General features: G+C 46.5%; 17 protein-coding genes. 4 read left to right on the top strand and 13 right to left on the bottom strand.

From position 1 onward, the window contains the following. The first annotated feature begins 221 nt into the window (after positions 1 to 221). Positions 222 to 386, top strand: coding sequence for a hypothetical protein (locus HMPREF1535_RS25780; RefSeq protein WP_154670870.1), 165 nt, complete (start codon positions 222 to 224; stop codon positions 384 to 386). A 36-nt stretch (positions 387 to 422) separates the two neighbouring features. Further along, entirely contained in the window at positions 423 to 860 is a 438-nt protein-coding gene (locus HMPREF1535_RS09745; protein ID WP_009860141.1) for a DUF5053 domain-containing protein, read from the top strand. Here HMPREF1535_RS09745 and HMPREF1535_RS09750 read toward each other — a convergent pair whose 3' ends face one another. From HMPREF1535_RS09750 to rpoN, 11 genes are all read right to left on the bottom strand, one after another. Then, positions 861 to 1,412 carry a chromate transporter gene (locus tag HMPREF1535_RS09750; protein WP_009860140.1) on the bottom strand — a complete coding sequence of 184 codons (552 nt, stop codon included), beginning with the start codon at positions 1,410 to 1,412 and terminating at the stop codon, positions 861 to 863. It abuts the gene before it with no gap. A gap of 1 nt (position 1,413) precedes the next feature. Next, positions 1,414 to 1,944, bottom strand: a complete 531-nt coding sequence (locus HMPREF1535_RS09755) for a chromate transporter (RefSeq protein WP_009860139.1) — start codon at positions 1,942 to 1,944, stop codon at positions 1,414 to 1,416. A 56-nt stretch (positions 1,945 to 2,000) separates the two neighbouring features. Then, positions 2,001 to 3,299: a murein hydrolase activator EnvC family protein gene (locus HMPREF1535_RS09760; RefSeq protein ID WP_046146004.1), complete on the bottom strand. Its 1,299-nt coding sequence runs from the start codon at positions 3,297 to 3,299 to the stop codon at positions 2,001 to 2,003. Positions 3,300 to 3,301: 2 nt separating this feature from the next. Continuing rightward, positions 3,302 to 4,231 carry a lipoprotein insertase outer membrane protein LolB1 gene (lolB1, locus tag HMPREF1535_RS09765; protein WP_244275589.1) on the bottom strand — a complete coding sequence of 310 codons (930 nt, stop codon included), beginning with the start codon at positions 4,229 to 4,231 and terminating at the stop codon, positions 3,302 to 3,304. Beyond that, positions 4,228 to 5,988: a tetratricopeptide repeat protein gene (locus tag HMPREF1535_RS09770; RefSeq protein ID WP_009860136.1), complete on the bottom strand. Its 1,761-nt coding sequence runs from the start codon at positions 5,986 to 5,988 to the stop codon at positions 4,228 to 4,230. Before HMPREF1535_RS09770 ends, lolB1 begins: the two co-directional genes overlap by 4 nt. A 130-nt stretch (positions 5,989 to 6,118) precedes the next feature. Beyond that, positions 6,119 to 6,553, bottom strand: a complete 435-nt coding sequence (gene dut / locus HMPREF1535_RS09775; RefSeq protein WP_009860135.1) for a dUTP diphosphatase — start codon at positions 6,551 to 6,553, stop codon at positions 6,119 to 6,121. A 39-nt stretch (positions 6,554 to 6,592) separates the two neighbouring features. Continuing rightward, a complete protein-coding gene (locus tag HMPREF1535_RS09780; protein WP_010800966.1) occupies positions 6,593 to 8,431 on the bottom strand; it encodes a 4-hydroxy-3-methylbut-2-en-1-yl diphosphate synthase in 1,839 nt (612 codons plus the stop codon). Between the two features lie 186 nt (positions 8,432 to 8,617). Next, a complete protein-coding gene (gene purE / locus HMPREF1535_RS09785; protein ID WP_009860133.1) occupies positions 8,618 to 9,124 on the bottom strand; it encodes a 5-(carboxyamino)imidazole ribonucleotide mutase in 507 nt (168 codons plus the stop codon). Further along, the gene (gcvH, locus tag HMPREF1535_RS09790; protein WP_009860132.1) at positions 9,125 to 9,505 is read right to left on the bottom strand and encodes a glycine cleavage system protein GcvH; all 381 of its coding nucleotides are present in this window, start codon (positions 9,503 to 9,505) and stop codon (positions 9,125 to 9,127) included. It lies immediately after the preceding gene. 16 nt (positions 9,506 to 9,521) lie between these two features. Continuing rightward, on the bottom strand, positions 9,522 to 10,142 hold the full coding sequence (locus HMPREF1535_RS09795) for a phosphatase PAP2 family protein (protein ID WP_009860131.1): 621 nt from the start codon (positions 10,140 to 10,142) through the stop codon (positions 9,522 to 9,524). Between the two features lie 12 nt (positions 10,143 to 10,154). Next, positions 10,155 to 11,609, bottom strand: a complete 1,455-nt coding sequence (gene rpoN / locus HMPREF1535_RS09800; protein ID WP_009860130.1) for an RNA polymerase factor sigma-54 — start codon at positions 11,607 to 11,609, stop codon at positions 10,155 to 10,157. Positions 11,610 to 11,811: 202 nt separating this feature from the next. Between rpoN and HMPREF1535_RS09805 the strand changes: the two genes are divergently transcribed. Next, positions 11,812 to 13,989: a sensor histidine kinase gene (locus HMPREF1535_RS09805; RefSeq protein WP_046146005.1), complete on the top strand. Its 2,178-nt coding sequence runs from the start codon at positions 11,812 to 11,814 to the stop codon at positions 13,987 to 13,989. A 127-nt stretch (positions 13,990 to 14,116) separates the two neighbouring features. After that, positions 14,117 to 15,076: a helix-turn-helix domain-containing protein gene (locus tag HMPREF1535_RS09810; protein WP_009860128.1), complete on the top strand. Its 960-nt coding sequence runs from the start codon at positions 14,117 to 14,119 to the stop codon at positions 15,074 to 15,076. A gap of 513 nt (positions 15,077 to 15,589) precedes the next feature. On the opposite strand, the gene HMPREF1535_RS09815 is transcribed toward HMPREF1535_RS09810, so the two are convergent. Further along, positions 15,590 to 17,395, bottom strand: a complete 1,806-nt coding sequence (locus HMPREF1535_RS09815) for a Na/Pi cotransporter family protein (protein WP_009860126.1) — start codon at positions 17,393 to 17,395, stop codon at positions 15,590 to 15,592. A gap of 51 nt (positions 17,396 to 17,446) precedes the next feature. After that, positions 17,447 to 19,138 carry a Na/Pi cotransporter family protein gene (locus tag HMPREF1535_RS09820; protein ID WP_010800963.1) on the bottom strand — a complete coding sequence of 564 codons (1,692 nt, stop codon included), beginning with the start codon at positions 19,136 to 19,138 and terminating at the stop codon, positions 17,447 to 17,449. Positions 19,139 to 19,142 lie beyond the last annotated feature (4 nt).

Here is a 19,142-nt window from a genome sequence, read left to right on the forward strand (position 1 = left end):
ACTAAAGTAATGAAATAAAGTTCTTCTGTTCTACCTCTGTGAAGAGTGAAAACAGACAAAAACAAAGCCCCGGCAGAATTTCCTGTCGGGGCTTTCGTATGAAATAGGGAAACAGTGGAGGATCACTGAAGAAAAGTTCTAAAGTACTTGCGTATATACAATTGTATATGTAGCTTTGCAGTGTCTGAAAGAACAAAACATTAACTATAAAAAATTATACAATGATAAATGAAGAAATTGACGAACAGATCCGGTATCTAAATGAAGAGTTGATACCTTATCTCTTGAGGTATTATAAGTCCCTTGGACTTTCGGAGAGAGAACAACAAATAAAACTGGATATGTTGCTGGAAGAAATAATCCGGCTGAGAAATTTAAAGAAGTGAAACGACACTCCTTTACGGAGTAAATATCATAATAATATGAATGAAGATTTGATCAAAAAAATATTTCCCACCAAAGAGATGCAGGAAGATTTCCTGACATATGAGAAATTAAATGAAGCAGACCGGGATAAATTTATGGCTGAAAAGCAAGAACAGTTTGCGCAAGAACCTGCAGATATCCATAAGCGACGTGTTGAAGATGCAATTAAAGCAGGTGAAAATACAGTAGAGGAATTGCAGGAACTTTTTATTCTTAAACAAGTCCAAAATGTTTCACCTTTCATTTCCCTGTCAGAGATATCTAAAACTTATTTTGGTAAGTCGCGTGGATGGCTCTCACAGAGATTGCACGAAAACAAGGTTCGTGGGCGCAGGGTTAGTTTGAAGCCGGAAGAAATTAATATTCTAAAGTCTGCATTGCTCGATATCTCCGATAAATTAAAGCATACGGCCATGCAATTGGACTTCTCATAATTACCAATACAATATCAACCCCGCAACCCCGGCCAATGCAATCATCAGTATCGGATGGACCTTGAACTTCCAGGTAAGGATGAAGGCGGCACCGAAGATCAGGAAACTTTTGTAGTCGATGAAGTTCTCTTTGTTCATCAACATGAGTGCGGCGGCGGCGATCAGTCCGACTGTGGCCGGACGTAAGCCCGTAAAGGCGGCAACGACATATTTGTTGTTCTTGAACTTGGCAAAAAAGTAGGAGATGACCAGTACCAGTATGAACGACGGCAAACATACGGCAAATGTGGTCAGACAGGAACCTAGGACTGCCATAAAAGGAGAATATCCGGCATTATGTATGGCCGTATAGCCGATATAAGTCGCACTGTTGATCCCGATCGGACCGGGTGTCATCTGAGAGATTGCGACAATGTCCGTAAACTCTTGCAAGGATATCCATTTGTAGCGGTCCACTACATCTGCCTGTATCAGTGAGAGCATGGCATATCCGCCACCGAAACCGAAGATCCCGATCTTCAGGTAAACGTAAAGTAACTGTAACCAGATCATATCAATTTTTCTTTATCTTTAAACCATATACCAACCCGCCTGCAATGGCAACCAGGATGATCCATACTGGCGAAACGCCTCCTATCCAGATCAGCAACGCGGCTGCAACGGGAATAAGCATCGTGAGATAACTCAGTTTGATGGAACGTGCCGTAGTGATACAAGGCACGGCGATCAGCGCCACGACGGCGGGACGTAAGCCTTTGAATATCTTTTCAATCCATTCATTATCCTGCACGCGGGTGAAAAACGTGGCGATCAGCAGGATAATCAGGAAAGACGGCAGGATTGTCCCAAGTGCGCAAACTACACTTCCCATACTTTTTTTCAACTTGTAACCGACAAAGATGGAGATGTTTACAGCGAAGATACCCGGTAACGACTGGGCAACGGAGAAAAGGTCGATGAAATCTTCTTTCGACAGCCAGCCGCGGTCTACTACCTCCCGTTGTATCAAGGGTAGCATTGCATAGCCACCGCCTATCGTCCCCACACCAATTTTCAGGAAAGTAAGAAAGAGTGTCAAATACATTGTCATTTTTTTTTTAAGTCAGTGGCAAAGGTAGGAAACTTTTTTTAGTCAACTGCTCAGTCCAGCCACGGAGTAGGGTTCAGCTTGGTCTTTTCTTTCCAAAGCTGGAAATGAAGGATGGTGGCATTGCCACTCTCCGTATCGGTGAATATCTTTCCGATAGTCTGACGGGTGCTGACTTTATCGCCTGCCTTTACATATACCTGGCTCAGGTTACTGTAAACGGTCAGGTAATTACCATGACGTATGATGACGGAGTTATTGTAGCCGGGCACTACGAATACACGGGTTACCTCGCCATTGAAGACGGCACGGGCTTCGGCTCCGGGATTTGTCTGAATGTCGATACCGCTGTTGTTGGTGCGTACGTATTTCAGTTCCTGATGCTGTTGTTCGCCGAAGGTTCCGACGATCGTATAACGTCCGGCTACCGGGAAGGGCAGGCGGCCACGGTTGCCGGCGAAGTCGTCGGACAGTTTCTTTTCGGCGCGTGTCATGGCATAACCGCCTTTGGTATCGGCTACGCGTTCTTCCTGTACGGGCTCTTTGACCGGCTCTTTTCCTTCTGCTTTGGCCTTTTCGCGGGCACGGCGTTCACGTTCGCGGGCGGCCTTTGCTTCGGCTTCGGCACGGGCTATCTCTTCGGCAATCTGCTTTTCGATCTGACGGTTCAGGGCATTGGCTTGCTGCTGCTTCTTCCGGAGTTCTTCTTTCAGCTGCTTTTGTTTTTTGTTGAGTTGCTGTACTTCGGCTTTCTGGCTGCTTTCCTCGGTCTGGAGCTTTTGGCTCTCCTGTTCGCGGGTTCCCAGCAATGCGTTCTTTTCGGAACGTGTCTTTTCCAGTTCTTTCTGTTTGAGTGTTATCTCGGTTTGTTTGTCGATGATCTCGGTGGCCTGGAGCTTCTGCCAGTCGGCATATTCACGCAGGTAACGCATACGGCGCATGGATTGTGCGAAATTATCGGCGGAGAGGATAAAGAGCAGTTTATCCTGCGAACTGCGGCGTTTGTACATGCTTTGCATAGACTTGCCGTAGTTCTCACGTTTACCGTCCAGTTCTTTTTCCAGCTTATTGATCTCACGGCGGGAAGCGGTTATCTGGTTATCCAGTTCGCCTAGTTCCTGGTTGAGCAGGCTGATCACCTTTTTACGGGAAAGGATCTGCTGGGAGAGCAGATTCAGCCGGTTGAGGGTGTTCTGGGCCGTTTGCGTCGTCTCTTGCAGTAACTGGTTTGTCATTTCGACCTCGGCCAGCGCTTTCTTTCGCTGTTCTTCAAGCTGTCTCACCCGGGCGGACTTCTGTCCGAAGGCGGTCAGGGCAGATAACGTGAATATGACAAACCAAATGTACTTCATTTTTATTGCTGGCTGTTACTGATTGATTTTATGATTTGTGCAAAGGTAATACGTTTATACTTAGCCGGAATGGAAAAGTCCAGATTAACCGGAACATTCGTCTGGATGCGGGAGAAACGGAAAGCGATGCCTCCCTGCGACGAACCGTTTGCCAGGACCTGTACGTCCATCAGCATCGGGAAAGGCTGTCCTTCCGCCACGCGGAAATCGGAATAGTCCCATTGCAGGGCATATTGCTCGGACGGATCGGTGATATAGGTGGAAAGCAACTTCTCTTCGCCGTCGGCAAAGAAGGTGTAAAGCAATCCCATCGTGTCTTTGACCTTGATCTCGGCAGTCGAACCTTCCTGGTTCAGCTTGAAACGTTTGTACTGTTTGGGGTCTATCTCCTGTTTGCCGGGCAGGAAGATATGGTTGGTGAACAGTGCCTGGAGGTTATAAAAGTTAAATTCGATCGGTGTCTGGCCTTTCAGGTCGGCATAACGTTCGGCGACATACCGCTTGTTCATGCGGTCTACTACCTTTATGCTGTCGACGGTAAATTCGGCGCGGAAAACTTCGATTCCCAGGAATGGCTGTACGGATAGCTGGAAGGCGCTGTCCCTGACCATCTTCAGGTCGACACGCGAACTCATGTTGTTTTTGGCCGTTTTCAGTTCCGCATTCAGGCGTGCCGTCATCGTATTGAACTGAAAAGAATGTTCTTCCATGGCCTCGAAAAACTCGTCGTGAGCCTTGGCACTGCCGGAGGCTACCGTACCGACTTTCTTTGATGTTTTACAGCCGGACAGGAACAGGATGATCAATAAGATAAAAGCCAGACTTACCCGTTCCCGTGCTTGACACGGGATCGCAAAGGTGCCGGCCTTTAACCGTTGGTTCTTCTGCGGCCCCGCGTCGGGCGCGGGGACAAGAGTTGTCATCCTTCTCATTTTGCTTCCTCCTCTTCGATATATTTGCCTTCAATGATCTTGCGGTCGAGTATTTCGCTTTCTTTACCCATTTCGCGGGCCTTTTTCCATTGTTCTACGGCTTTGTCCTTGTCTCCTATCATATACAGGATGTCGCCGTAATGGTCTACCAGTTCCGAACTTTTCGTCGTGTCTTTCTCCAGGGCGCTTTCGATGTAGATCTTGGCCAGGGTGTAGTTGCCCTGTACGAAGAATATCCATGCATATGTATCCAGATAGGTCGCATTGTCCGGTTCGAGCTTGATGCACTGGGCGCTCATGCGTTCCGCCTTTTTCAGGTCTTTTTTATCCAGGGAAAGGAAATACGCGTAGTTGTTGAGGACAACGATGTTGTTGTCGTTGTATTTCAGTGCTTCGTCGTAAGCCTTGTATGTCTGGTCCATTTGTTTCATCTGATAGTAGATGTCGCCGATCTGTCCGTAGAAATCGGATTTAAGCCGGGGATTATCCGTCGGGATGATGTTGATACCTGCATAGTAGGTGTTCAGGGCTTCCTGGTATTTCTCCTGCTGGTAATAAGCGATACCCAGATAGAAATAATATTCGGGTGCATCCGGGAACAGTTCCTGGCATTTGGTACAGATACGGATCACTTCGGGAATATCTTCGGCTTTCAGCGACATATTCAGCAATTGTTGCCAGGCGGCGGCGTTTTCGGGCTCCATCTCTGTGATAAGCTGGAACTGGAAACGGGCCTCGTCTGTTTTCCCCTGCGCGATCAGGAGGCTGCCGTACATCTGTTTCAGGTCGGTGTCTTCCGGATGTTGTTCGAGCAATGTCTGGAACAAAGCGTTGGCGCTGTCCGTCCCTTTCTTCGTCTGTTGCAACTTCAGGATATAACGGGAGAGGATGGCGACTTTGGTGTCTACGTCCAGTTTTTCATTGATCAGGGCGTTGCGTATCTGCGTTTCGGCGGCATCCTTGTTGCCGGTCGCTTCGTAGTAGTTGGCCATAGAGACGATGTAGTAAGGGTTACCCGGGTCGATCTCATGGGCTTTCTGGTAGTAGGCGCGCGCCTTTATCGTGTCGTTCTTTTCCAAGTGAAGGTCACCCAGGATGATTTGGTAGCGGGCTTCCATCGGATATTTGATAGCCAGCTTTTCTATTTCGTTGAAAGCGGCATCCGATTGTTCCAGCTGGTTGTAGAGCTTGTATTTCTGCATGGAGAGCGCCTCGTTCATGCCGATGGACGATTCGAGGGCGTTGTAGGCATCGATAGCCTTGCCGGTTTCGCCTTCCTGTGTCAGTGCTTCTGCCAGGTAATAGTTCAGTTCCGGTTTTCCGGGAAAGGCTTTTACCAGTTTCTCATATTCCTCGGCTGCTTCTCCGTACATACCCAGGTTGCGGCTGATAGTAGCCAGTGCCATCCGGTAGGTGAAGTTGTCCGTACTATTGGCTACGGCACGCTGCAACATCTCGACCGCCTTTTCCGGCCGGTTCATCTGCACATAGAACGATGAAAGTTCATACAGTACAGGAGATGCCGTCGAGTCGATGGCCATGCAATGGTTGAAAGCGTCGAAAGCGGCATCGAACTTTCCGGCTGTTTTCAGGTTCAGCCCTTCGAAAAAGAAATAGTCGAATTTCCGTTGTTCGGCTTCACTTAATTCTTTTGCCTTGGTGGGAGTGTCTTTCCGGGTCTCTTCTGCATGCAAGGGGTTGATTCCCGTCAGCAGGAGGAGTGAAAAAAGTATCCCGTATATTAGTTGTTTCAACATATATCTTATTCTATGTTCTTATTTTAATCTGATTTGTTACGGTAGTCGTCAACGGTAACTGACGGCTTCCGTCAACGAGGGGTGACGACCTCCGTCAACGCCCTTTGACGATCACCTTCAAAAGGAGGGTCTATTTCTTGCCTGTATGTCCGAAACCTCCGGCTCCCCGTTCCGTATCGTCCAGTACCTCTACCGGCTTCCAGTCGATCTGGCTGTAGGTGGCGATTACCATCTGGCAGATACGCTCCCCGTCGTTCACGGTGAACGGTTCGGAAGAGAGGTTGACTAGAATGATTCCGATCTCACCCCGGTAATCCGCATCGATCGTTCCCGGCGTATTCAACAGAGTGATACCGTGTTTCAGTGCCAGGCCGCTGCGGGGGCGCATCTGTGCTTCGTAACCTTCGGGCAGGGCAATATATAATCCGGTCGGGATCAGCTTGCGTTCCAATGGTTTCAGCACTACGGGTTCTGTCAGGTTTGCACGGATATCCATACCTGCCGACAATTCTGTTGCATAGGCAGGCAGCGGGTGATGTGATTTATTAATTATCTTTACTTCCATATTATATCTTGATTTTGAGGGACGAAGATAGTACAAATATCAGTTCTGCCAGTCACCGTTCTCTTTTATTAACTGAACTAAACGTTCTACTGCATCTTCTTCGGGGATGTTTTTCAGTACGCATTCTTTGCCTTTGTAGAGGCTGATCTGCCCGCGTCCCGCACCTACATAACCGTAGTCGGCATCAGCCATTTCGCCGGGACCGTTTACGATACAGCCCATGATGCCGATCTTCAATCCTTTCAGGTGGGAAGTGGCTTCTTTGATGCGGGCAATCGTCGTTTGCAGGTCATAGAGCGTACGTCCGCAACTCGGGCAGGAGATATATTCTGTTTTGCTGATGCGCGAACGGGTTGCCTGGAGGATGCCGAACATGTAACTGTCGGTGACCAGGGCTTCGCATTCATCGTTATTATGTAGCATGATACCGTCGCCGAAACCATCGAGCAGCAAGGTGCCGAAGTCGGCCGCAGCTTTGAGTTGCAGGGCTTCTTTGTCCGGTTCGTGATAGTCGCGGTGAAGGATGACGGGGATATCGCAGCCGGCTGCCAGTAATTTGTGCATGGCTGCACGTTGCGATCCGACACCGTTGCGGTGGTGGGTGCTCAGGACTGCCACGGCTGTTTTATCCTGTTTCAGTATCTCCAGCGTCTTGTCCGTCAGGTCATTGTATGTCAGGCGGATGAATTTCAGCGGAGAGTTGTATTCTTTCATCTCCTCTATTTCGGAAGCGATGAAGTAAGGGTAGGCATTCGGACGTTCTTTCCAGAAATGGGCATCTACCAGCATGCGGAAGTTGTCGGGAAGATTGTCCGGGTCTTCTTTGCCGATGTATATGTAATCGGGTAGGGAAGAATAGTCGAATTCAAAGTAGCCGTTGCTACGGTCGGAGATGACAACGGGAGGGAAATTGCCTCCGATGCCTTCCGTTACTCGGCTGATGCGGCGTGTGGCTGTTACCGGGTCGTATCCGGGAACTGCCTGGGCGGTAATCGGCCTGTGCTCCCGGAGTTCCAGTATGTAGTTTACCAGTTTGCGGGCAACCGGTATTTCTGCTTCCGGGTCTTCGCTGAGGGATACGCGGATGGTATCACCTATTCCGTCGGTCAGCAGGGCGCCGATACCGACAGCACTTTTAATGCGGCCGTCTTCACCGTCACCGGCTTCGGTCACTCCCAGGTGGAGCGGGTAGTGCATGTCTTCTGCCTCCATGGTACGGACGAGCAGACGTACGGTGCGGACCATGACAACCGTGTTGGATGCTTTGATGGAGATTACCACGTCCGGGAAATTCTCGTCCCGGCAGATACGCAGAAATTCCATGCAGGAGGCAACCATTCCTTCAGGGGTATCACCATACCGGCTCATGATACGGTCGGACAGTGAACCATGATTTACGCCAATGCGGATGGCGGTTCCGTGTTTTTTACAAATGTCGAGGAAAGGGACAAAACGGTCGCGTATCTTCTGCAATTCGGCGGCATATTCTTCGTCGGTGTATTCCAGAAGGTCAAATGTTTTTACTTTGTCAACGTAGTTACCGGGGTTGATACGTACTTTTTCCACCACTTCGGCGGCGGCATCGGCTGCTCTGGGGTTGAAATGTATGTCGGCAACGAGCGGGGTGGTATATCCCTGGGCATTCAGTTCTTTCCGGATCTCTCCCAGGTTGCGGGCTTCGCGTTCTCCCTGTGCGGTGAAACGCACATATTCGGCTCCGGCTTCGATCATGCGGATGGCCTGGCGGACAGAGGCTTCGGTGTCCATGGTGGATACATTGGCCATGGATTGGATACGTATCGGGTTCTCGCCCCCCAACGGGGTGTTTCCTATATTGACAACAGATGATTTACGGCGACTGTAATTAAAATAATCCATTTACTAGTTTGTTTTGGGGAACATGGCCGGAGCGTCCGGTGGTATCTGTTTCCCCTCTTGAGAGGAGATAAGGGGTGTGTTATCTTTTCGCCTTATTTACTGGCTTTAACACACCCCCTGCCCGCTCTCAAGAGGGGAAAAGTTACCTTTCAGTCGCTAAAAACAGGCTATGTTCCAACAATCTGATTAATTTGTTTTGTATTTAAAAGATACCTGAGCTAACTCTTCGTTGGCTTTTACGATCTTTTTCTTCAGATTTTCCTTGTAATCGGCCAGCTTGCCCTGGAGTTGTTCGTCTCCTACGGCAAGCATCTGGACTGCCAGGATTCCGGCGTTTAATGCTCCGTTGATACCGACAGTGGCAACAGGAATTCCCGGAGGCATCTGTACGATAGCCAGCAGGGCGTCCATACCGTCGAGTGTAGAGTTGATAGGCACACCGATTACCGGAACGGTAGTCATGGATGCAATCACGCCACACAGGTGTGCAGCCATACCGGCTGCGGCGATAATAACTTTAATACCACGGTCTTTGGCTCCTTTGGCAAAGGCTTCCACTTCAGCCGGAGTACGGTGGGCAGACAAGGCGTGCATTTCGAAAGGAATCTCCATTTCGTCCAGCAACTTGGCTGCTTTTTCCATTACGGGCAGGTCGGAAGTGCTGCCCATGATAATACTTACTACCGGTGTCATTTATTTTGCGATCAGTTGTTCGTATTCGGCAGCCGACAGCAGGTCGTCCAGTTCAGAAGGGTCAGACATGGAAATCTTGATCAACCATCCGTTTCCGTAAACATCTTCGTTTACCAGTTCAGGTTTGTCTTCCAGTTCGGAGTTTGCCTGGATCACTTCTCCGCTAACCGGCATGAACAGGTCGGAAACAGTTTTTACAGCTTCGATTGTACCGAAAACTTCTTCTTTGGCAACGACTTCGCCTTCAGTGGTGATGTCTACAAAAACGATTTCGCCTAATTCGCTCTGAGCATAGTCAGTGATACCGATATAGGCAACTTCGCCGTCTACACGAATCCATTCGTGATCTTTTGTGTACTTTAAATCAGCAGGAAAGTTCATAACTTTAGTGTTTTTATTAGATGAATAAATAGATATAACTCAATAATGAGGCTACAAAGGTACATATAAAACCGAGACAAAAGCCGGCATATACCTGCATAGGAGTATGCCGTTTTAAAAAGATACGTGAAGTACCGACCAGCCCGGCTGCCAGCAGTATGATAATGAATCCCCAGTAAGGATTTATCAGGTGGATGCGCGCAACACCCATGATTCCTCCGAGAAGTCCTCCGATGCCCAGCGCATGGGCACTGATCTTCCAGAAGAAGTTAATGCACAGGGAAAAGAGCAATGCTACGCAGGCCCCCATCAGCAACGAGAGGAACCAGAACGGGATCATCATCTTGTACATATAAAATATACAGACCATGATGGAGGTGATGATGATCAGGTAGGGAACTACCCGTTCTTTGCGGTCTGTCAGTTCCAGGTCGCCGGCGGCCCCGTTCTTAACCATCAGAAAGATGAAAATTCCCGGAACGACGGCTGTCGACAGGAAGGCTCCGCCAACCAGAAACAACTTCATGGTGGGCGGGTAGATCGCCAGGTATGTGAATGACAATGCCAGAATGACTCCATACGTTATCATTAGTAACGGGTGGAACATGCCGGATATTATATTTGAAAACAATCTCATAACGCTTCAAATTTATATTTCTTTTCTGAGCCTTGCAACCGGAATGTCTAGTTGTTCCCGGTATTTGGCCACTGTGCGGCGGGCGATCACATAACCTTTCTCTTTGAGGATCGTGGTGAGTTCCTCGTCTGTGAGCGGTTTGCGTTTATCCTCGCTGTCTATGTGTTCTTTCATTATCTTCTTCACCTCACGGGTGGATATTTCCTCGCCGCTGTCGGTTTGCATCGATTCGGAGAAGAAGAACTTCAGAGGGTAGATGCCGAAATTGGTTTGCACGTATTTACTGTTGCTAACCCTCGAAATGGTCGATATGTCGTATCCCGCACGTTCGGCCACGTCTTTCAGTATCATCGGGCGCAGGGTCGCATCGTCTCCCGTCAGGAAAAAGTCCCGTTGCAGGAGGATGATGGCTTCCATCGTACGCTGTAATGTTTCCTGGCGCTGTTTAATAGCGTCGATAAACCATTGTGCGGAATCCAGCTTTTGTTTTACGAACTGCACTGCTTCACGCATTTTGGAAGTCTGGTTGGCCTTATTGCCGGTGTAGTCCTGAAACATTTCCGCATATTCACGGCTGATCTTCAGATCCGGAATATCCCGGTTGTTCATACTCAGGATCAATTCGCCGTTCACCGCCTCGACCAGGAAATCCGGAATGACCTGGCTCATGGCTGCTTCCATAGAACCACCCCAGCTGCTGCAAGGTTTAGGATCGAGAGCAATTATTTCGTGAATAGCCTTTTTCAGCGTGCCTTCGCTGATGTTGAGGCCGCGCATGATCTTGTCGTAGTGCTTGCGGGTAAATTCCTCGAAATATTCCGTGAGGATATGGATAGCCATCTTTACTCCGGGCGTCGACTCTTTACGGTCGAGTTGGAGCAATAAACATTCCTGTAGGTTGCGGGCTCCGACTCCGGCGGGGTCGAAATCCTGTATGATGGTGAGCACCTCTTCTATTTCTTTCTCGTTAACGTCTTGTCCGGCCTGGAAAACCAGGTCGTCGGCAATGGCGGAGAGTTCGCGACGCAAGTAACCGTCGTCGTCTATATTTCCGATAATATATTCGGCAATCTTCATTTCCTTTTCCGGCAGGTCACGCAATCCGAGCTGTTGCAGCAGATATTCGTTCAATGACTGGCTTACGGAAAAAGGAATATCTTCCTTGCGGTCGGTTTTCTCGCTTATCTCGCGGAGCTTGTAATCCGGGATATCGTCTTCACTCATATAGTCTCCGAGTGAGAGGTCTGTATCTGTTTCGTTTGTAGTTATATCATCAACACCCTCGTCGTCAGTCCGTTCAAAGTCGTCCGCAATATCCTTTCCTTCCTCCAGGGCAGGATTATCCTCCAGTTCGTGCTTGATTCGTTCTTCCAGCTCGATAGCGGGAAGTTCCAGAAGCCGTATTAACTGGATCTGCTGCGGAGATAGCTTTTGCTGTAACTTTTGTTGTAACTGTTGCTTCAACATATTTAAAATCGTCTACATTAGAACATGCAAATATAACTTTTTACGCTGAACACGCTTATGATTAAAAGCATAATTGTTCTAAAGAAACGGCCTTCCGGGCGATTTCCGGTGAATATTAACATGTCTCGACGTGAATTAGTTCCTTGAAATGCCTTAAAAATCAAAACTATTCAATATTTTTGCGTTTATAAAGAATTACCATATGATGTCAACACTAACAAAGAACAAATATAACCGATTATCCAAAGAGGAACTGATACTATTATTAGAAGCACGTGACAATGAACGGAAGGCCGATACCGGCAGTTCTTTTGCTGAAGCTTCCAATATCAAGCGTATTATTTCCGAGGTACTTGTATTGCTGTTTAATGAAGAACGCCAGCCGATAGAGAAGGCCATGAGTTTGCTCCTGAACTTTTTCAATGCAGACTGGGGATATGTAGCTATTTTTGAAAAAGACGGGCGGACAGCCTATTCCCCTTACGAAGTGATGAGCGAATGGGTGGAAGTCCCCAAAGAGAACCATTCGGAACTGACGGACGAGACTATCCCCTGGATCATGGAAACAGTGAAGGACGGACGTGATATCGTCATGTGCAGCATGAGCGACCTGCCTCCGGAAGCGGAAACGGATAAAAAGCTGTTTGAGTTGCAGCACCTGAAATCCATGCTTATTATTCCGCTTTCTTTCCATAATAAAATACAGGGGTTTATTGGTTTTGATTCTGTTCGTGTACAACGTTTCTGGACTGCTACGGAAATCGAAGACTTACATATTATAGCAAGTATCTTTTCCCTGATCATCGAACGTCGGGAGACACAAGCCAGCCTGGAAGAATCGAGGAAACATTTGGCGGAACTCAGCATCAAATTTAAACAGTTCTTCAATAATTTGCCTATCGGGGTGGAACTATATGACTCCGAAGGTTACCTGATCGATCTCAATGAGGCTGATGCCCGTATTTTCGGCTCTGCCCGCAAAGATCTTTTAGGCATTAATCTTTTCAGGAACCCGGCTATTCCGGAGAAAATACTGAAGGGGATAAAGAGCGGACGGGCGTTTAGTTTTCCATTCGTCTATGATTTTAGTATCATACAGAATACCAGCTATTATCCATCGGCATTCGTAGACCAGGTCAAATATCTTCAGATAAAGGGAATAGGACTGAATGATCCGGAGTTCGGGCTGGTCGGATACCTGCTAATCATTTCAGATAACACGGATATGCAACTTAAAGCGGAACAGACCCGTAACAACCTGGCTATTTTGAAAGCCGTTCTGTTGTCCGGCCGTTCAATAGTCGGTGAGTATAGTGTGGAGGAGGATGAACTGTATATAGACCCTGTGTTGAATGACCATTCCAGTTCAAATCCTTTGTTCAATTATCTGAAGACACATAATTATCTGTCTATTCAGGAGTTGTGGGATTTGGGGCAATTCAGTTCTATCCCCGGGAATGATATGGGACCTCTTTTGCAGGTTATCCGCGGAGAGACTGATAATTGTAGTTTTGTATGTAAAATGTTTGTCCGGACAGTTCCCACCTGGATTCGTATAAATGCCCAGGCACACAAAATCAATAAAGACGGGCATCCCTGCAAAGTTGTTTGTTATATAACGGACATAACGGGAGAGAAACAGTTGGAAGAGAATTTGCAGCAGGCCCGTGACGAATCGCGTAAGAATGAACTGGAAATGCAAAAGGCCCGTGAGGCAGATATGCTGAAATCTACGTTTCTGGCCAATATGAGCCATGAGATCCGTACGCCTTTGAATGCCATTGTCGGTTTCTCCGGTATCATTGCTGAAATGGATGATGAAGAGGGAAAGGATGAATATGTGAAGATTATCAATACAAATTGCGATCTGCTTCTTCGTCTGGTCACCGATATCCTTGATTTCTCAAAGATCGAATCGGGAATGATGGATTATTCGCTGGCAGATGTCAATATAAAGGAAATATGTGCAGAACAATATAAAGTACATTCCCTGAAAGTCCAGGAAGGCGTCTCCATGCGGTGCGACCTGAATGCTTTGCCGGACAAAATACTCCATACCGACCCCAAGCGAGTTACGCAAGTGGTCTCCAACTTACTGTCGAATGCCATCAAGTTTACCGAACAAGGATCTATCACCCTTTCCTATCGTGTGGAAGAGGATCATGTCTTGTTTGAAGTCAGCGACACCGGTATCGGTATTTCAGCCAGGCATATCGAAACGATTTTCGAACGGTTTACCAAAGTCGATTCTTTCAAGCAAGGTACTGGTTTAGGCTTGTCTATTTGTAAAACGATCGTCAATGCCTTACGCGGTGAGATCGGTGTGGATTCAACGCCTGGTGTGGGATCAAGGTTCTGGTTTACACTGCCTTGTGAATAAAAAAGAAAGAAAGGAAACAGGTATAAGAGCTACATAATCAAAAGTTTTTGCATATATTTGTCGGAAACAGAACGTGTTTTTAGGACAGACGCCGGGAACTAAGACCAAATTTGAAAAACGATTATGTATGAAAAATGACCTGTTATATGAAAATCTTGTAACGGCTATTAAAGACAAGTTTCCGGGACGAGGCGTGCTGACAAATAAGTTGGCCGATCTTCTGATGCTGGAAAAGGAAGCCGTTTATCGTCGGTTGAGAGGCGATGTCCCTTTTACCATCTTCGAAATTGCTACCATTGCTGCCAAGCTGGATATTTCGTTGGATCATATCATTGGCTGTTCTTCGGGTAAAAGCAGGCCGTTCCAGATGAAAATGGTAAATTTCCTGAATCCGAGCGAAGAGGATTATGAGATGCTCGAAAACTTTGTGAATGAGTTGAGGTATCTCAAGGATGATCCGAATTCAGAAGTGGGCGGGGCGTTGAATATTCTTCCTCAGTCGTTGGTGTTAGGCTACAGACATATTTATCGGTTTTACCTGTTCAAATGGATTTATCAATGTGGGAATGTTATGCCTGCCCGGTACAGCCAGATTGAACCACCGGACCGGCTGCAACTGATTAACAGCGAGATTGTAACGGAAGTTTGTCAGGCTGCCAATGCGTACCATATAATGGATAGCATGACATTCCTGTACCTGGTGAATGATATTAAATATTTTGCCAGCATCTATCTGATTACCCGGGAGGAAATAAATGTCCTGAAGAAGGAACTGATGATCTTTATTGATGATCTGGAGACTTTGGCTGCCAGAGGTTTCTGGAAGGAAGGCAAGAATATCCACTTTTTTGTCAGCAGTGTTAACTTTGAAACCAGTTACAGTTATGTGGAAACGCAACATTGCCATCTGACGATGCTTAAATCTTTCACACTGAACGACGCGACATCTCCTGACGAAGCTATATTCCAACGGATGAAGCAGTGGATGCAATCCCTGATCCGTACTTCTACCCTGATCTCCCGTAGCGGAGAGAAAGACCGTATCGTCTTTTTTGAAGAGCAGCGGCGGATAGTAGATATGCTATAAGTTTTGCAGGGTGCTAAAAGGGTGGAAAATGCTCCTTTTAACTGTTAAAATTAGCAGTTTTTGTCTGTATTGTATAAAGTTTTGTGTTCTAAAACAATTTTTAGCTACAATGCCCGGATAGCTTAACATATATTGTCTGTAAAAGACTTGACAAAGGCTTGTTACAGCCTTATCTTTGCATTGTGGTTTTTTCATAATAGTATTAGATTTAAGGTTAACAAAGTTGGTTAGGGCTTGTCGTGAGACAGGCTTTAATTGTTTATAGACCTTTCCTTCCCTTTGCCACTCTCCCTGTTTACTTCTCTCCTGACCTGTATGGGATTACTCTATAAGGAATTTGAAGTATCATATATTATGATATTATAATCGCATATATTATGAGAATGTTGTATCATAATATATGATACTATGAAGAATAAGGTAGTTTTCTCTCCGGGGGACTATCGGATAATGAAAAAGCCCTTTCCGGATAAACGGAAAGAGCTTTTACTTGGTAACCATAAAAGTTTATGGTTATATTTTCTTTTCGATAACGGCCTGTACTACATTTAATACATAGTCGCCCAGCTTTTCGGATTCACCGACAAGGTCCATATAATAAACACCGTCCTGATATTGGTATTTCTTATTGTTGACATCTTCCATATTGTGTATCTTCAACTGGTTGCGATAATTGTTGATCTCGTTTTCAATGTTGTAAGACTGGTTGATATCGTCGTGAACGACTTCCTGCATGTGGAGGATTTCATTCATCCGGGTCAGGGCCTTTTCAAGCAGGGCGAACATCTGGTCGATGTTGTGGTTCTGCTCGTCGGTAAACTCGGATTTGCCTTCGTTGCGGCGTCTGATACCACGTGCCAGGTTGTTGCAGGAGTCGGCGATACTTTCTATTTCCGTCACGGTACGCAACATGATACGGATTTCTTCCTTACCTTCAGAACTCAGGCGTCCTTCAGCAACGAATGTCAGATAGTTGGCAATCTCGATTTCCATACGGTCGCTGATGTTCTCGTACTTTTCGATGCGACTGTATATCTTCAGGAAGTTGTCTTCGTTCTTCTCATAGAACAGGTCTTTAACCATGCCGAACATACGTTGTGTACGTTCTCCGAATACGGCAATCTCTTTCTTCGCCTGCATCAATGATAACTCGGAAGTGGAGAGCATGCCGGAAGGAATATATTTCAACTGGAACTCTTCTTCGTCGCTTACGTTCTTCGGTTTGATCAGGGCTGAACAAACATATACGTAGAACTTCACGAACCAGATCATGATACAAACGTTTGTTATATTGAATACGGTATGGAACAGGGAAAGGCCGTAGGAAACGGATACCTGTAATGTGAGTAATTGCTTTTGCAAAGCGAGCAGGTGCGGGTCTGTGATCTGCGCGCTGGAAGTGATCAGGGAGATCGTCTTCGGATCGAGTGTGCTCAGGAACTGTGTCATCTCGTTCGGGTCGCCCGGGCCATAGTTTGTAACGATCCAGGTGATCATGCTGGTGAACGGATAGAACAGTGCCATCACCCAACATACCCCGAATACGTTAAACATCAGGTGGGCGATTGCAGCACGCCGGGCCGAAACGTTCGCCGAAATAGCCGCAATATTCGCTGTAATGGTTGTTCCTATATTTTCTCCCAGTACCATGGCTGCCGCCATCTCGAAAGGAATCCATCCCTGCGTACACATAATCAATGTGATGGCAACGGTAGCACTGGATGATTGAACGATAACTGTAAGAATGGTTCCTAAAAGGAGGAATATAAGGAGGGAAGGATATCCCAAAGAGGTATAATCTTGTAAGAAAGAAAGGATTTGAGGATTGCTTTGCAGGTCGGGCACTGAAGATTTCAGATAGGATAGCCCCATGAAGAGGAAAGCAAAACCCATTAAAAATTCACCCCATGATTTTCGTTTACTCTTGCCGGAAAATATCAGCGGAATACATAATCCGATGAGCGGCAGGGAGAAGACACTGATGTCGACTTTAAATCCGAAGAGGGAGATGATCCATGCCGTAACCGTCGTACCGACGTTGGCTCCCATGATGACACTGATTGACTGGGTTAGCGTCAGAAGTCCCGCATTAACGAAACTGACAACCATCACGGTAGTGGCACTTGATGACTGAATGAGTGCTGTGATCAGAATCCCGGTCAGAACACCTGTAAATCGGTTAGTTGTCATTACCGAGAGAATGCTGCGTAACTTGTCTCCTGCGACTTTTTGCAGACCTTCACTCATTACTTTCATTCCGTATAGGAACATACCTAATGCTCCTACAAGCGTAAGAAAATCAAAAAAAGAATAGTCCATTTATGTAAATTTAAGTGGATAAATATCCGATTAAAATGAATGTATGCATACTTATATTTTCTTCTCAATAACAGCCTGTACAACATTCAGGACATAATCTCCCAGCTTTTCAGCTTCGCTGACGATATCCATATAATATACCCCGTCCTGATACTGGTATTCCTTATTATTGATATCTTCTACATTATGTTGTTTCAACAGGTTGCGATAATTGTTTATTTCGTTTTCGATATTGTAAGACGGGTTGATGTCGTCGTGCGACAATTCCGGCTTTTTCAGTATCGAGTTCATCTGATACAACGATTTCGTCACCAGTTCGAAAATCTTGTCTATGTTGTGGTTCTGTTTGTCGGTAAAGACAGACTTCCCTTCATTCCTGTGTTTGATGGTACGAGCCAGATTGTTACAGGAGTCGGCAATACTTTCTATTTCCGATACGGCACGTAGCATGATACGGATTTCTTCTTTACTTTCCGAACTCAGGCGGCCTTCTGCAACGAGGGTAAGATAGTTGGCTATCTCTATCTCCATATGGTCGCTGATGTTCTCGTATTTTTCAATCCGGTTATACGTTTTCATGAAGGTGTCCTCGTCCTTCTCGTAAAACACATCTTTTACCATGCTGAACATGCGTGTTGTCCGTTCGGCAAAAAGGGATATCTCCTTATTCGCTTGCAGAATAGACAGTTCAGCGGTAGAAAGCAAACCTCCTGTGATGTAACGCAGGCGGTACTCTTCGTCTTCCGGCTTTGATTTGATCACTAAACAAACCAATCGTTCAATCGGTTTAATGAACCATATTAATATCAATACATTGCAAATGTTAAATGCGGTATGGAATGCCGACAACATATAGGTGATTGCAATGTCTTTGGGCGTATTGGGAGCAAGGTAATTGACAAGATTCGTTACGGCGTCGATAAACGGGTGGAAGATGCAGAGCACCCAGATAATCCCGAAAAAGTTGAATATGAAATGGGCAAATGCCGCCCTTCGTGCTTGTGCATTACCGGTGAGAGCCGCGATATTGGAGGTTACCGTCGTTCCGATGTTCTCTCCCATCACCAGCGCAATACCCAGATACAGGTCTAATACGCCGCTTGAACATAATATTAATGTAATAGCCATAACGGCCGCTGATGACTGTACCGCCATTGTTATAATGCCTCCGATCAGCAGGAACAACAGTACGGAAAACATTCCCCATTCCTTGCAGGATGCGATAAAAGACAGGAGTACCTGGTTGTGTTCCAGGTCCATATGCATCGCATTCTCCCGCAAAGTCGTTAGTCCTAAAAACATAAAAGCGAACCCGAAAACGAATTCACCGAATGACTTGCGTCCGCTTTTTTTAGAGAATATTAAGGGGAGGGATAATGCAAACAGGGGATAAATGACATTGGACATATTAAACTGGAAACCGAAGACAGACATAATCCACGCAGTGACTGTCGTCCCTATGTTGGCTCCCATAATAACGGATATAGCTTGTGTCAAGGTAAGAAGACCGGCGTTTACGAAACTAACGGTCATAACGGTGGTAGCGGTGGATGACTGGACAGCGGCTGTAACGAATGCTCCCGTGAGCAATCCGGTAAACCGGTTTGTAGTCATGGCGCCCAGGATATTACGTAGACGGTCTCCTGTTAACTTCTGGAGACCTTCACTCATAACTTTCATTCCATACATCAAAAGAGCCAGCGAACCGAGCAGTTTAAGTACGGTAAAAATTGTATTATCCATCAAA

Source organism: Parabacteroides goldsteinii DSM 19448 = WAL 12034 (assembly GCF_000969835.1).
Taxonomy (GTDB): domain Bacteria; phylum Bacteroidota; class Bacteroidia; order Bacteroidales; family Tannerellaceae; genus Parabacteroides; species Parabacteroides goldsteinii.